The 13,878-nt window shown below is 65.7% G+C and carries 17 protein-coding genes; 2 read left to right on the forward strand and 15 right to left on the reverse strand.

Features of this window, described 5'->3' with window-relative positions; genetic code table 11:
* Positions 1-95: 95 nt before the first annotated feature.
* The 12 genes from KB879_RS24720 to KB879_RS24775 form a co-directional block, all read right to left on the reverse strand.
* Positions 96-1,175, reverse strand: coding sequence for a MucB/RseB C-terminal domain-containing protein (locus KB879_RS24720; protein ID WP_013957366.1), 1,080 nt, complete (start codon positions 1,173-1,175; stop codon positions 96-98).
* Positions 1,176-1,183: 8 nt separating this feature from the next.
* The gene (locus KB879_RS24725) at positions 1,184-1,813 is read right to left on the reverse strand and encodes a sigma-E factor negative regulatory protein (RefSeq protein WP_013957367.1); all 630 of its coding nucleotides are present in this window, start codon (positions 1,811-1,813) and stop codon (positions 1,184-1,186) included.
* Between the two features lie 115 nt (positions 1,814-1,928).
* Positions 1,929-2,528 (reverse strand): RNA polymerase sigma factor RpoE, encoded by a 600-nt coding sequence (gene rpoE / locus KB879_RS24730; protein WP_010814682.1) that lies wholly within the window; start codon positions 2,526-2,528, stop codon positions 1,929-1,931.
* A 111-nt stretch (positions 2,529-2,639) separates the two neighbouring features.
* Complete coding sequence (locus KB879_RS24735) at positions 2,640-3,110, reverse strand: hypothetical protein (protein WP_228772480.1); 471 nt, start codon at positions 3,108-3,110, stop codon at positions 2,640-2,642.
* 52 nt (positions 3,111-3,162) lie between these two features.
* Positions 3,163-4,395 (reverse strand): beta-ketoacyl-ACP synthase II, encoded by a 1,233-nt coding sequence (gene fabF, locus KB879_RS24740; RefSeq protein ID WP_013957369.1) that lies wholly within the window; start codon positions 4,393-4,395, stop codon positions 3,163-3,165.
* A 190-nt stretch (positions 4,396-4,585) separates the two neighbouring features.
* Complete coding sequence (acpP, locus tag KB879_RS24745; RefSeq protein WP_008644813.1) at positions 4,586-4,825, reverse strand: acyl carrier protein; 240 nt, start codon at positions 4,823-4,825, stop codon at positions 4,586-4,588.
* Positions 4,826-4,995: 170 nt separating this feature from the next.
* Positions 4,996-5,745 carry a 3-oxoacyl-ACP reductase FabG gene (gene fabG / locus KB879_RS24750; RefSeq protein ID WP_211979961.1) on the reverse strand — a complete coding sequence of 250 codons (750 nt, stop codon included), beginning with the start codon at positions 5,743-5,745 and terminating at the stop codon, positions 4,996-4,998.
* Between the two features lie 16 nt (positions 5,746-5,761).
* Complete coding sequence (fabD, locus tag KB879_RS24755) at positions 5,762-6,691, reverse strand: ACP S-malonyltransferase (RefSeq protein ID WP_013957371.1); 930 nt, start codon at positions 6,689-6,691, stop codon at positions 5,762-5,764.
* A gap of 83 nt (positions 6,692-6,774) precedes the next feature.
* A complete protein-coding gene (locus KB879_RS24760) occupies positions 6,775-7,755 on the reverse strand; it encodes a beta-ketoacyl-ACP synthase III (protein ID WP_013957372.1) in 981 nt (326 codons plus the stop codon).
* Positions 7,756-7,807: 52 nt separating this feature from the next.
* On the reverse strand, positions 7,808-8,887 hold the full coding sequence (gene plsX, locus KB879_RS24765; protein WP_013957373.1) for a phosphate acyltransferase PlsX: 1,080 nt from the start codon (positions 8,885-8,887) through the stop codon (positions 7,808-7,810).
* Positions 8,888-9,052: 165 nt separating this feature from the next.
* Positions 9,053-9,232, reverse strand: a complete 180-nt coding sequence (rpmF, locus tag KB879_RS24770; protein ID WP_010814675.1) for a 50S ribosomal protein L32 — start codon at positions 9,230-9,232, stop codon at positions 9,053-9,055.
* Between the two features lie 119 nt (positions 9,233-9,351).
* Positions 9,352-9,942, reverse strand: a complete 591-nt coding sequence (locus KB879_RS24775; RefSeq protein WP_013957374.1) for a DUF177 domain-containing protein — start codon at positions 9,940-9,942, stop codon at positions 9,352-9,354.
* Between the two features lie 206 nt (positions 9,943-10,148).
* On the opposite strand from KB879_RS24775, the gene KB879_RS24780 reads away from it, so the two are divergent.
* A complete protein-coding gene (locus tag KB879_RS24780) occupies positions 10,149-10,748 on the forward strand; it encodes a Maf-like protein (protein WP_013957375.1) in 600 nt (199 codons plus the stop codon).
* Positions 10,749-10,764: 16 nt separating this feature from the next.
* Positions 10,765-11,496 (forward strand): SAM-dependent methyltransferase, encoded by a 732-nt coding sequence (locus tag KB879_RS24785; protein ID WP_013957376.1) that lies wholly within the window; start codon positions 10,765-10,767, stop codon positions 11,494-11,496.
* 57 nt (positions 11,497-11,553) lie between these two features.
* Here the strand turns inward: KB879_RS24785 and KB879_RS24790 are convergent, their stop codons facing one another.
* The 3 genes from KB879_RS24790 to KB879_RS24800 form a co-directional block, all read right to left on the reverse strand.
* Positions 11,554-12,738: a S49 family peptidase gene (locus tag KB879_RS24790; RefSeq protein ID WP_013957377.1), complete on the reverse strand. Its 1,185-nt coding sequence runs from the start codon at positions 12,736-12,738 to the stop codon at positions 11,554-11,556.
* A gap of 79 nt (positions 12,739-12,817) precedes the next feature.
* On the reverse strand, positions 12,818-13,216 hold the full coding sequence (locus KB879_RS24795) for a Rieske 2Fe-2S domain-containing protein (protein WP_013957378.1): 399 nt from the start codon (positions 13,214-13,216) through the stop codon (positions 12,818-12,820).
* Positions 13,209-13,868, reverse strand: coding sequence for an HAD-IA family hydrolase (locus tag KB879_RS24800; protein WP_013957379.1), 660 nt, complete (start codon positions 13,866-13,868; stop codon positions 13,209-13,211). Before KB879_RS24800 ends, KB879_RS24795 begins: the two co-directional genes overlap by 8 nt.
* Between the last annotated feature and the right edge of the window lie 10 nt (positions 13,869-13,878).

Consider the following 13,878-nt stretch of genomic DNA (forward strand, 5'->3'; position numbering starts at 1 on the left):
TCTGGATGTGATCCCGTGGCGGGGACCCCTGCGCAAGTTTCATGGAGCCGGCGCCGGGACAGAGTCCGGCGGCGTCGGCTGCACCTGCGTCAAGCTCAGTGTACCGCCTTGGGCGGGCGGTATTCCACGGCGGTCGCAAACTGCCGGACGGTGCTCGCCGGCACCTCGCCCACCACGGTAATCCAGAAATCGGCAATCCGGCGCACCACGACCTGGGTCGCGCCGAGCGCGGCCACGCCCTCGCGGCGCACGCGTTGCTCGGAAACCGGTTCAATGAAGACCGACAGGCCGGTCAGCCCATCGCTGTAGACGACCTGCAGCACTTCGAAGACCTGGCCGTGCGCGTTGCCCGGCGCGGGCGCGCGCAGTTCGCCGAGCGGACGGCGGACTTCACGGATCTTCTGGAAGCCCTTGAGCGGCACCGCAATCGACCAGCCCTCGTCGGCGATATTGGTCGGCTGGTAGGTCACCTCATAGCGATTCCAGCTGCTGGAATTCTTGATCGCCCCGAGGATACGCTGCTTTTCGGACGGCACCCCGATCTGCACCTGCGAGAACGCGACCTGCTCCAGCACCTTGCCGCCGTCGCCAATGGTCTGCGCGCGCATCAGCAGGCCGGAGTTTTTCTCCGCCCACAGGTGCACCGCATAGCGTGCGGCATCGTGCGGCTCCAGCGCAAAGACCTCGCACTCCATGCCTGCCACCCGCTCGGCGGGCATCTTGCGCATGTCGTACAGGTCCAGCACGTCGTTCTTGTTGGTGGCGAGCAGCGCCGGGAAGCGGTCCTTGGCTTCCTGCTTCTCCACCACCACCAGCTTGGCTTCGGGGATCAGGCTGTGCACCACGTCATTCTGCCGCAGCACCTCGCGCGGCTTGCCATCGAGCGTTTCCAGGCGTTCGTACTCGTTGTGGACGAGATCGCTGTAATGCTGGATACGCGAGGCGTGCATGACGCTGCCGCGCTGGTAGATCAGCGTGCCGACATAGTTTTCGCGCTGTGCGGCTTTGTGGATCTTGTTGAGCCAGGCGGTGGCGTCGCGTCGGTTCAGCGTACTGTCTGAAGGCTGTGCGGTGGCCGCGGCAGCGCTCAGACACAAGGCCAGAAAAAAGGACCTACGCAGGGCCCTGATTTTCTGCGCGCCCGCTACATAGGCGGGCGACCCTCCTTTAAGCATGTCCGGCATTATTCCTGCGTATTTTCCTGAGTAAAGTTTGCACCGTTGGCAACCGTGCGCATGGTGGGCACGAACGCATCCGTTGCCACCGACGTGCGATGGGCACGCAGGTATTCGTCCAGGCGCGGGTCACGGATCATCTGGGGACTTTCCGCCGCCACGGTGACGATACCAGAGGCCGGGCTGGCTGCGGGCTGGTCGGCGCGCGCCACCACGGCATCGGGGGTGGCCAGCGTGGCGGGGCCGCGCATCTGCGGCACGACCACCCAGCTGACCGCTGCCACGGCGGCGGCGATCGCGGTGCCCGGCATCACGCGGCGCACCCACGACGGCCTGACCAGCAGGCGGTGGCGGGCGCTGGCCTGCGCCACTGCCGGCACCAGTACGTGCGGCTCGGCTTCCAGGCGCGCGGAGAAACGAGAGAGGAAAGCAGTGGTGGAACCCGCGTGCGTCAGGTCTTCCGAACGCAGCGTGTCGCCGATCAACTGGTAAGTGGCCCAGTCGGACATGCCGGCATCGCTTTTCGCGAGACCCAGCACGGCATCGACTTCGTGCAGCGCCAGTTCGCCATCCATCAGTACGGAGATCTGCTCCGCTGCTTCCACTACATGAACCGACTGCTTATGAGCCTGACCCATTTCCCACCCCAAGACATTCCATTGAACACCGATAATCCCGTCACTTCTGTCGCTTATCGATGCAGGAATACGCTGCAACGCTGGCCGCACGACATTCTTCTCGACTACCCGACTACTACCACCGCTTGCCCTCTGCCGTTCCCAGCAGCGGACGCAATTTCTCGGCAATCGCCTCGCGCGCCCGGAAGATCCGCGAACGCACCGTCCCGATCGGACATCCCATCGCTTCGGCGATCTCCTCATAGCTGAGGCCCTCGATCTCGCGCAGCGTGATGGCGGTTCGCAATTCCTCCGGAAGGGCCTCCATGGCGCGGTTCACCGTCTCGGCGACCTGGCGCGTGTGAAGCATCGATTCCGGCGTATTGATATCCCTTAGTTGCTCACCGTCCGCAAAAGTTTCAGCCTCTTCTGCATCGATATCGCTGGACGCTTCCGGGCGGCGGCCCTGGGTGGCCAGGTAGTTCTTGGCCGTGTTGACGGCGATCCGGTACAGCCACGTATAGAAGGCCGACTCCCCGCGGAACTGGGGCAAGGCGCGGTATGCCTTGATAAAGGCATCCTGCGCCACATCCTCAACCTCAGCGGGGTCCCTGACCAGGCGCGAAATCAGGCGAATGATCTTCCGATGGTATTTGGTCACCAGAAGTTCAAAGGCCCGCTTGTCGCCCTGCTGGACGCGTTCAACTAGGAGCTGATCGGCTTCGCGTTCGCTCACGTATGGCTCACCTGCAGTGTATCTCTTGGTTTGGTCGTCACGACAAACGTTGTATTTTACCTACGATTCTAAGCCCGCCCGGTGAAGCAACGCGCATCCTGTGACCGTAAGCTAACAAAATCGTTCCCCTGCCGGCATATCAGGTTGCACCCGCAGTGCAACTCTGGCGGCGCGTTGCAACCGCCGCACCAACTCGGGCGAACCCGCCTGCCAGGGAAGAAATATGGCGCCCGGCATCCCGGGCGCTCCGGGGACCAGGCGCACGACAACGGCGCCCCCGGCCTGCCAGCATTGCCTGACCACAGCCTCGTGCCGGGCACCGCCCGGCCCTTGCAGGCGGATCCGCAATGGCTCCTTGCCGTCGGGGGCGTGCAGCACCGCGGTGCAGTGCCAGCGCAGGCCGCGCCACCACGCCAGCCAGGCACGCACCGTCGCCGTGGCGGCAAGCGTGAGTCCCAGCGCCATGGCGGCATGCCCCCAATGGAAACCAGACTGACTGCCGGCCACCACATCGGCCAGCGTCCGCGCCAGCAGCGCGAGCGCCAGCGTTTCGCCGGCACAAAACATGAACAGGGCCCACAACGGGTGGACCCTGCCCTGGCGCAGCCCGCGAAGGGCCCGCCTCAACCACGGATCAGGCGCGGCGGAAAACAAGCGTGCCGTTGGTGCCACCGAAACCGAAGTTGTTCTTCACCGCGACGTCGATCTTCATCTCGCGCGCCGTGTTGGCCACGTAGTCCAGGTCGCACTCGGGATCCTGGTTGTCGAGGTTGATCGTCGGCGGCGACACCTGGTTGTGCAGCGCCAGCACGGTGAAGACCGATTCCAGGCCGCCGGCACCGCCCAGCAGATGGCCGGTCATCGACTTGGTCGAGTTCACCACCATCTTGTAGGCCTGCTCGCCGAATGCGGCCTTGATCGCATCGGATTCGTTCTTGTCGCCCAGCGGCGTGGACGTGCCGTGGGCGTTCAGGTAGTGCACCTGGTCGGTATTGATGCCGGCGTCCTTGAGCGCATTGACCATGCAACGGCGCGGGCCGTCCATGTTCGGCGCGGTCATGTGATAGGCGTCGCCGCTCATGCCAAAGCCGATCAGCTCGGCATAGATGCGCGCGCCGCGCGCCTTGGCCGACTCGTACTCCTCCAGCATCATCACCCCCGCGCCTTCGCCCAGCACGAAGCCGTCGCGGTCCTTGTCCCACGGACGCGAAGCGGCCGCCGGATCGTCATTGCGCGTCGACAGCGCACGCGCAGCGGCGAAACCGCCGATGCCCAGCGGCGACACGGTCGACTCGGCACCGCCCGCCAGCATGGCGTCGGCATCGCCGGCCTGGATCAGGCGGGCGGCCAGGCCAATGCTGTGCAGGCCGGTCGTGCAAGCGGTCACGGCAGCCAGGTTCGGGCCCTTGATGCCGTGGATGATCGACAGGTGGCCCGCGATCATGTTGATGATCGATCCCGGCACGAAGAACGGCGAAATCCGGCGCGGACCACGCTCGGTCAGCACGGCGTGGGTTTCTTCGATCAACGGCAGCCCGCCGATGCCCGAACCGACCAGCACGCCGATGCGCTCGGCATTGGCGTCGGTCACTTCCAGGCCGCTGTCCTTCAGCGCCTGCGTGCCGGCTGCAATGCCGAAATGGATAAAGGTATCCATCGCGCGGGCTTCCTTGGCGGGGATGTAGTCCTCGGCATTGAAACCCTTCACTTCACCGGCAAAGTGCACGGAAAGCGCGGAGTGATCGAATTTGGTGATGGTGGCGATGCCGGACTTGCCGGCAACCAGGTTGGCCCAGCCTTCGGCAACCGTGTTTCCGACCGGAGACACAAGGCCAAGCCCAGTGACGACGACGCGACGACGGCTCACTATGTTTTCCTACGGGTGCGTGAAACGGGAACGGAACGGAGATCAACCCGCCGCCGGCCTTGCGGGCCGCACGGCGAAGCACATTCCATTCTGCTTCTTCAAACAGACGAAAGCCACAGAAAACAGCAAGGCGCGGCCGCAACGGCCCGCCCACCTGCCTTCTGTGGCTCGGAATGCAGAGACGACGGGCTTAGGCCTTGACGTGCGCGGTGGCGTAGTCGATAGCCTGTTGCACGGTCGTGATCTTTTCGGCTTCCTCATCAGGAATTTCCATGCCGAATTCATCTTCCAACGCCATCACGAGTTCAACCGTGTCCAGCGAGTCCGCACCGAGATCGTTCACGAACGACGATTCGTTCTTGATGTCTGCCTCGGCCACGCCAAGCTGTTCTGCCACGATTTTCTTGACGCGTTGTTCGATATTGTCCATGTAACCCTCCAGGGAAGTTCGACAAAAAGTGGGCGCATTTTAGCAGGTTTGAGGCGACAGAAATGCCGCCTGCCAAGCTTTGCAAGAATCGCGCCCGTTTGGTTCGGAAAACTACTACTTCAGGCGGCTTCTTCGGGCTTCTTCCCCGAAACCAGCCAACCAAAAACCCATTAGTTCATGTACATCCCGCCGTTCACATGCAGCGTAGTGCCGGTAATGTAAGCGGCTTGCGGACCAGCCAGGAAGGCCACCGCGTTGGCGATATCCTCCGGCTGGCCAAGGCGACCCAGCGGGATCTGTGTCTTGAGAGAAGCATGCTGCTCTTCGGACAGCGCCTTGGTCATGTCGGTGTCGATAAAGCCCGGCGCGACACAGTTCACGGTCACGTTGCGGCTGCCGATTTCCGCGGCCAGCGAGCGGGTCATGCCCGCCACGCCCGCCTTGGCAGCAGAGTAGTTCATCTGGCCGGGGTTGCCGACCGAGCCCACCACCGAAGTGATATTGATGATGCGGCCCTGGCGGGCCTTCATCATCGGGCGCAGCACCGCGCGCGACAGGCGGAACACCGAGGTCAGGTTGGTCTGAATCACGGCCAGCCAGTCCTCGTCCTTCATGCGCATCGCCAGCTGGTCCTGCGTGATGCCGGCATTGTTGACCAGCACGCCGATGCCGCCGTGGGTCTTGACGATCTCGTCGATGAGCGCGTCGCAAGCGGCCGCGTCATTGACGTTGAGCACGGCGCCCTTGCCCTTCAGGCCATCGACGCCGAGGTAATCGGTGATGCCGGCCGCGCCGGCTTCGCTGGTGGCGGTGCCGATCACGGTGGCGCCCTGGCGGGCCAGTTCCAGCGCGATGGCGCGGCCGATGCCGCGCGAGGCGCCAGTGACCAGCGCAACCTGGTTGTCGAGAAGTTTGGTCATGCGGATGTCCTCTTGCTTACTTCAGCAGCGCCAGCGTGTCTTGCAGCGAGGCCGGATCGAAGATCGCGCCGCCGGTCAGGTTGCCGTCGATGCGCTTGGTCATGCCGGCCAGCACCTTGCCGGGGCCGCATTCGATCACGTGCGTGATGCCTTCGGCGGCCATCTTCTGCACGCACTCGACCCAGCGCACCGGCGCTGCGGCCTGGCGCACCAGGGCGTCCTTGATCGCGTCCGGATCATTGACGATGGCGACGTCGACGTTGTTCACCAGCGGGATCGACGGCGCCGAGAAAGCCAGGCCGGCCATGCGCTCGCGCAGGCGGTCAGAAGCGGGCTTGAGCAGCGACGAGTGGAACGGCGCCGACACCGGCAGCGGCAGCGCGCGCTTGGCGCCCTTGCCCTTGGCGATTTCGCAGGCCTTCTCGACCGCGGCCTTGTGGCCGGCGATCACCACCTGCGACGGCGCGTTGAAGTTCACGGCCTCGACCACGCCCGCGGCCGATGCCTCGGCGCAAGCGGCGCGCACGTCGTCATCGGACAGGCCCAGGATCGCGGCCATGGCGCCCTCGCCCACCGGCACGGCTTCCTGCATGGCTTGCGCGCGGAAGCGCACCAGCGGCACCGCATCGGCAAACGGGATCACGCCCGCAGCCACCAGCGCCGAGTACTCGCCCAGGCTGTGGCCGGCAACCAGCGCCGGCGCCGGGCCACCGGCGTCCAGCCAGGCACGGTAGACCGCCACGGCGGCGGTCAGCATCACCGGCTGCGTGTTGGTGGTCAGGTTCAGCTCTTCGGCGGGGCCTTCGGCGATCAGGCGACCGAGGTCCTGGCCGAGCGCGGCCGAGGCTTCTTCCACGGTAGCGCGCACCACGGCGTTATCGGCGAAGGCATTGAGCATGCCGACCGACTGCGAACCCTGGCCGGGAAATACGAAAGCGAATTTCATCGGAATGGAACCCTAACAAGAAACGGGTGGCCGGCGCCGCGGCATGTCCTGCATGCGCGGCATGCCATGGCACCGGCCGCGAATCACATGCGCAGCAGCACCGCGCCCCAGGTGAAGCCGCCGCCCACGCCTTCCATCAGCACGGTCTGGCCCGGGCGGATGCGGCCGTCGCGCACCGCGACGTCCAGCGCCAGCGGGATCGACGCGGCCGAGGTGTTGCCGTGCTCATGCACGGTGGCGACCATGCGCTCCGCCGGCAGGCCCAGCTTCTTCGCCGTGCCCTGCATGATGCGGATATTGGCCTGGTGCGGAATCAGCCAGTCAACCTGGTCCGGCGTCAGGCTGGCAGCCTCCATGGCTTCGCGCGCGACCTTGTCCAGCACATTCACAGCCAGCTTGAACACAGCCTGGCCGTCCATGTGCAGGAACGGGTTGCCGGTGATGTTGCCGCCGGCGACGTTGCCCGGCACGCACAGGATATCGACATGCCTGCCGTCCGAGTGCATCGCGGTGGACAGGATCCCCGGCTCCTCGGAGGCCGACAGCAGCACGGCGCCGGCACCGTCGCCGAACAGCACGCAGGTGGTGCGGTCGTTGAAGTCCAGGATGCGCGAGAACACCTCGGTGCCGATCACCAGCACGTTGCGGTGCGAGCCGCTGCGGATGAACTTGTCGGCCGTGGCCAGCGCGTACACGAAGCCCGAGCACACCGCCTGCAGGTCGAAGGCCGGGCAGTGGTTGGTGATACCCAGCTTTTCCTGCACGATGCAGGCCGTGCTGGGGAACACAAAGTCCGGCGTCGAGGTGGCGACGATGATCAGGTCGATGCTCTGGCGGTCGATGCCGGCAGCCTCGATGGCCTGCTCGGCAGCCTTGACCGCGAGATCGCTGCTGGTCACATCCGGCTCGGCCCAGTGGCGTGCCGAAATGCCGCTGCGCGAGACGATCCAGTCGTCGCTGGTCTCGATGCCCTTTTCGGCAAGCTGCGCGGCCAGGTCATGGTTGGTCACGCGCCGCGGAGGCAGGTAGCTCCCGGTACCGATGATTTTTGCGTACTTGGTCATGTTTTGTCGGATCGTATGGCCCGCAGGCACCCTCGACCGGCGCGCGTGGCGCTCAGGCGACGTGGGGGCTGGGATGCGCGCCAGGCACCTCTGTCTCCGGGGCGGGCTGTGCAGCGCCTGCGGCGCTGGATTTATCGGCAAAAGCCCGGGTAATGCGGGCGATCACGCCATTCTTGGCGGCATCATACCCGCGTTTGATGGCCCACTCAAAAGAATGGGCATCGGCCGAGCCGTGGCTCTTGATCACCAGCCCGCGCAGCCCAAGCAGCGAGGCGCCGTTGTAGCGCGCCGGGTCAAGCCGCCTGGCCAGGCGCGACAGCACCGGCATGGCGACTGCGGCCAGCAGCTTGGTGAACCACGAGCGGGTGAATTCTTCCTTGATCATACTGCCGATCATCTTGGCCAGGCCCTCGGTGCTCTTGAGTGCCACGTTGCCGACAAAGCCGTCGCAGACCACGATGTCGGTAGTGCCCTTGAAGATGTCGTTGCCTTCCACGTTGCCGTAGAAGTTCAGCTCCGAGGCGCGCAGCAGTTCACCCGCACGCTTGACCACCTCATTGCCCTTGATGACTTCCTCGCCGATGTTCAGCAGGCCCACCGTGGGGTGGTCCTTGTGGTCGACCACGGCCACCATGGCTTCGGCCATGCGCGCGAACTGCAGCAGGTGCTCGGGCTCGCAGTCGGCATTGGCGCCCAGGTCCAGCACAGTGGTGCCCCAGCCTTGCTCGTTCGGGATGGTGGTGGCGATGGCCGGCCGCTCGATGCCTTCGAGCGTCTTAAGCACATAGCGCGACACCGCCATCAGCGCGCCGGTATTGCCGGCGGAAATGCAGGCACCGGCCAGGCCTTCCTTGACCTGCGTGACGGCGACGCGCATCGAGGAATCCCTCTTCTTGCGCAGCGCCACCTCGACCGGGTCATCCATGGTGATGACCTCGGTGGCCTCGACGATAGTCACGCGCGGATGGTCCAGCGCGTGAAGCTTCTTCAGCTGCGTCCGGATGGGGTCGGGCAAGCCGACCAGCACCATCTCGGCGTCGTCGTGGCGGGATAGAAAACTGATCGCCGCAGGCACCGTCACGGAGACTCCGTGATCGCCGCCCATGCAGTCGATAGCGATTTTGATCGTCATTGTTCCTGGTACGGATAGCGCGGCGGCGCACGCCACGCCCGGCGGGAAATCCGAGCGCCCAACAAAAAAGCGGCAACGATCTTGCCGCTTTTTTGTCTCTGACCTTTTAGTGTCCGACCTACAGGCATGCGCGAGCGAGACGCAACGTCACGCCGAACGAAGCTATCAGTCGTTCTTGGTCTTGATGACCTTGCGGCCACGGTAGTAGCCGTTCGGGCTGACGTGGTGACGCAGGTGGGTTTCGCCGGTGGTCGGCTCAACTGCCAGCGGCGCGGCCGACAGGTGATCGTGCGAACGGTGCATGCCGCGCTTGGACGGCGACTTCTTGTTCTGTTGAACAGCCATGATGACTCCTTCGAGAATTTTTCAATATTAACACACGCATCCCGCCCAAGGCGTAGCCGGGGCCCGGCCGGATGCTTCAGATTCACCTGCAAGACCTTGCGCACCGCCTGTCGGCGGCATCAATGCTTGGTCTTCAGGCCGGCCAGCGCCGCAAAGGGCGAAGGTCGCTTTTCTTCCTCAGGCTCAGCCTCTGGCTGCGCCTCGCCGTCCGAACCGGTCACGAGGCTTTCGTGCACCGTCGGGCAGACGTCATGCTTGGGGGCCACCGGCAACGCCAGCAGCACTTCATCTTCAATCAGGTCCAGCAGCGAGAAATGCTTCGAGCCGGCGATCACGTCGACTTCGTCGTCGTCCATCGGCGCGGCGTCGGCCGCTTCCTCGCTCTCCACCACCTCGAAACGCGTTGCCGTATCGATCGGCTCGGCATAGGGGGCCAGGCAGCGCTGGCAATCCAGCCATATCCGGCCCTGCACGGTCACGTCGAGAAACAGCCGCCGCGCCACCGGGGCGCCCGGCTCGGCCGCCTCTTCACGCATGAAGCCAGTGGCCGTATAGGCAAACGTCTCATCGGGTGCCGAGGCTGGCGCTTGCGCGGCGGTCTCGGCTAAGATGCGCGGCAAATCCCGCACCGCCACGTCGCCGGCCAGGCTTTCACCCTTCCGGCACAAGGCGAAGAGATCAAGCGCGCGCAGGTCAATCGGCTGGGTCATGTGCGTGGCTCCGGTCGCTATACAATGACTGGTTCACCACATTCCACGCCTGTCGGACTACGGGCCGCGCACATTGGCGGCACTGCGCCCGGGTGCGGATGCGGCTAAACGCGCGATTGTACGACGTAAACCGTGCCGAGGTCAAAGGTCTTGCAACGCGGGCCGCACCTTTTACTGTTTCGCTTCCTGCTCCGATTCCATTACTTATGTCCCCAGACCCCCGCCCAAGCCTGATCCTTGGCTCCGGCTCGCCCTACCGCCGCGAATTGCTGGCGCGCCTGCGCATTCCGTTCGAGGTGGCCGTGCCCGACATCGACGAAACACCGCTTGCCGGCGAAGCGCCCGAAGCCACCGCGCTGCGCCTGTCACAGCGCAAGGCCGAAGCCATTGCCGCACGCCATCCGGGCGTGCTGGTGATCGGCTCGGACCAGGTGCTGACCCTGGACGGCGAACAGATGGGCAAGCCCGGCACGCACGAGAAAGCCGTGGCGCAACTGCGCCGCATGCGCGGGCGCACCGCCACCTTCCACTCGGCTCTGTGCCTGCTGGACGCACGCACCGGCACCGTGCAGTTGGCCGACGTGCAGACCCGCGTGACCATGCGCGACCTGACCGACGCTGAAATCGAAACCTACCTGCAGCTGGAGCGCCCCTACGACGTGGCCGGCAGCGCCAAGTCCGAAGGCCTGGGCATCACGCTGCTGGAACGCGTCGAGTCGGACGACCCGACCGCACTGGTCGGCCTGCCGCTGATCGCGCTGACCGGCATGCTGCGCCAGGCCGGCTACCCTCTTCTTTCCGCATGACCCGCACGAGCCCACGATGAGCGGCACTCTTTACCTGATCCCCAATACCCTCGGCAAGCGCGACGAAGCCGACCCACTGGCCGACGTGATCCCAGCCGGCGTGCAGCAGGTCGCGGCCAACCTCGATTACCTCGTCGCCGAGAACGCCAAGACCGCGCGCGCCTTCCTGAAGAAGCTGGGCGAGACCACGCCGCTGGCGCGCCCGATCCAGCAGATCGAGATCCGCGAGCTGAACGTCAACACGCGCGCCGACGCCCTGGCCGCGCTACTTGTCCCGCTCGAAGCCGGCCGAGACGGCGGCCTACTGTCCGAGGCCGGCGTGCCGGCGGTGGCCGACCCCGGCGCCGACCTGGTACGGCTGGCCCATGCGCGCCGCATCCGCGTGCGGCCGCTGGTCGGGCCCAGCTCGATCCTGCTGGCGGTGATGGGCTCGGGCCTGAACGGCCAGAGCTTTGCCTTCAACGGCTACCTGCCGGTCGATGCCGGCGAGCGCGCGCAGCGCCTGCGTGAGCTGGAGCAGCGCTCGCGCAAGTCCAGCCAGACCCAGGTGTTCATCGAAACGCCCTACCGCAATGCGGCGCTGCTGGAAGCCATGCGCCAGCACTGCGCCGGCACCACGCTGCTGTCCGTGGCCGTGGACCTGACCCTGCCGGGCGAGACCATCGTCACGCTGCCGCTGTCAGACTGGCGTCCCGAGCGGATCGACCTGCACAAGCGCCCGGCGATCTTCTCGCTACTGGCCATGTAAGCAATGACAAAGGGGGCGCGAACGCCCCCTTTGTCATTGCCGCAGCACCATCCAGGCTCAGTGCATGCCCTGCATGCGGTTGCTCCACAGCATGGTCTTCATCGCCGCTGAGCCCACTGCCGCGCCAAAGCGCTTGGCCACGCGCTCGGCGATGTTTTCCTTGACGGTGTAGTCGACGATGTCCGCGGCCTTGAGCACATCGCGCGCGACATAGTCGGCACTACCCAGCCCGTCGGCCAGGCCCAGCTCTATGGCGCGCTCACCCGACCAGAACAGGCCGGAGAACAGCTCCGGATCATCCTTGAGCCGGTCGCCGCGCCCTTCCTTGACCACGTCGATGAACTGCTGGTGGATCTGCTTGAGCATGGCTTCAGCAAAGGCCTTCTGCTTGGGCACCTGCGGCGAGAACGGGTCCAGCATGCCCTTGTTGGCGCCCGAGGTGTACAGCCGGCGCTCCACGCCCAGCTTGTCCATCAGCCCGGTAAAGCCAAAACCATCCATCAGGACGCCGATCGAGCCCACGATGCTGGCCTTGTCGACATAGATCTTGTCGGCCGCCGCGGCCACGTAATAGCCGCCCGAGGCGCAGATCTCTTCCACCACCACATAGAACGGCTTGGACGGATGAAGCTTGCGCAGCCGCTGGATCTCATCGTTGATGATGCCCGCCTGCACCGGCGATCCGCCCGGCGAGTTGATCTTCAGGATCACGCCGGCGGCATTGCTGTCAGCAAACGCCGCCTGCAGCGAGGCATTGATCGACTCCGCGCTGGCCGGGGTGCCCGCGGCGATCTCGCCCTCCAGCGTGACCATGGCCGTATGGCGGCCCCCGGTGCCGATGGTGCCATCGCCCTTGAAGTCGAACACCGCGACCAGGAGCAGCCCCAGCAACGCCAGCCCGACAAATCGGAAGAAGATGCGCCAGCGCCGTGCCGCGCGCTGCTCGCGCAGCGATGCGGTCAGCACTTTTTCCAGCAGATCGCGCTCCCAGCCGGTGCCGCTGCCAACCGGGGGCCCCGCGGTGGCACCGGCCATGCGCGCCTCGCGCTCGCGCGCTTCACGCCTTGCCGCGTCGTCGCCGGCGCGCAATTCGTCTTCCAGTGGGTAGTCGGCGCGCGGTGCGGTGACCAGGCGCTCGGACTCCGCCTGGGGCGCCCCTTCGCGCGGCTCACCCTCGCCGGCTGGCTTGTGCTCGTCCGGCTGACCCGATTCACCCGATGGCGGCTTCTGTTGTTCTGTCATGCAAATCGCTCGTGGAAACGCCTGGCAACCCAGGCCTGGAAATACAACGGCCGGCCCGACCGCCGGCCCTACCCGTCATTCAGGCACCGTCCATGCGCGCAGCGATCCGGTATGGCGCTTCCGGCAACCAGTAGACGTGGCCGTCGCGCTCCTCGATGCGCAGCTTGGCCAGCGATGCACCGCGGCAGGGACCGCCGACGCACTCGCCGCTGTCCGGCGCATAAACCGCGCCATGTGTGGCGCACATCAAGTATAGGCCTGAGGTATCGAAGAACCGGCCTTCCTGCCAGTCCAGCTCCATCGGCACATGGGCGCACTGGTTCAGGTAACCGTGCGCGGCGCCGTCGAAACGCACCACGAAGGCGCCGATCTCGCGCTGGTCCAGCGCCACCGAGAAGCGCACGCCCAGGCCGCCTTCCTCCAGGTCCGCGGCAGCGCACAGCCGCACCGGTGCCTGGCCGGCCGCTGCCTCAGGCATGGGCAAGCAGCCAGTCGGTCAGGTCGGGGATGGAGGTCGCGCAATGCACCGGCGCCATCGCGCGCAGCGAATCTGCGGGATGTGCACCATAGCACACGCCAATCCCCTTGGCGCCGGCATTGGCCGCCATCTGCAGGTCATGGGTGGTGTCGCCGACCATCACCGTGCGCTCCACGTCCTGGCCCAGCTCGCGGGTCAGCTCGTGCAGCATGGCCGGGTGTGGCTTGGAGAAGGTTTCGTCGGCACAGCGCGTGGCGTCGAACAGGCGGGTCAGGCCGCTCGCGGCCAGCGCGCGCTGCAAGCCGACGCGGGTCTTGCCGGTGGCCACGCCAAGAAAATAGTGTTCGCCGCGCAGGGTCTCCAGCATTTCGCGCACGCCGTCGAACAGCACCAGGTCGGCGTCGCGAGCGAGGAAGTGGTAGCGGTAGCGTTCGGCCAGGCGCGGGTAGTCGGCGGGGTCCAGCGTCGGCACCGCGTAAGACAGCGCATCCTTCAGGCCCAGCCCGATCACGTGGCTGGCGGCCCTGTCATCCGGCACCGGCAGGCCCAGGTCGCGGCTGGCAAGCTGGATGCACTTGGCGATGGTCGGGGTCGAGTCCATCAGCGTCCCGTCCCAGTCGAAAACGATCAGGTCAAATTGTTGCCTGGCCATGGAAGTCCTT

Source organism: Cupriavidus sp. KK10 (genome assembly GCF_018223725.1).
GTDB classification, from domain to species: Bacteria; Pseudomonadota; Gammaproteobacteria; order Burkholderiales; family Burkholderiaceae; genus Cupriavidus; species Cupriavidus necator.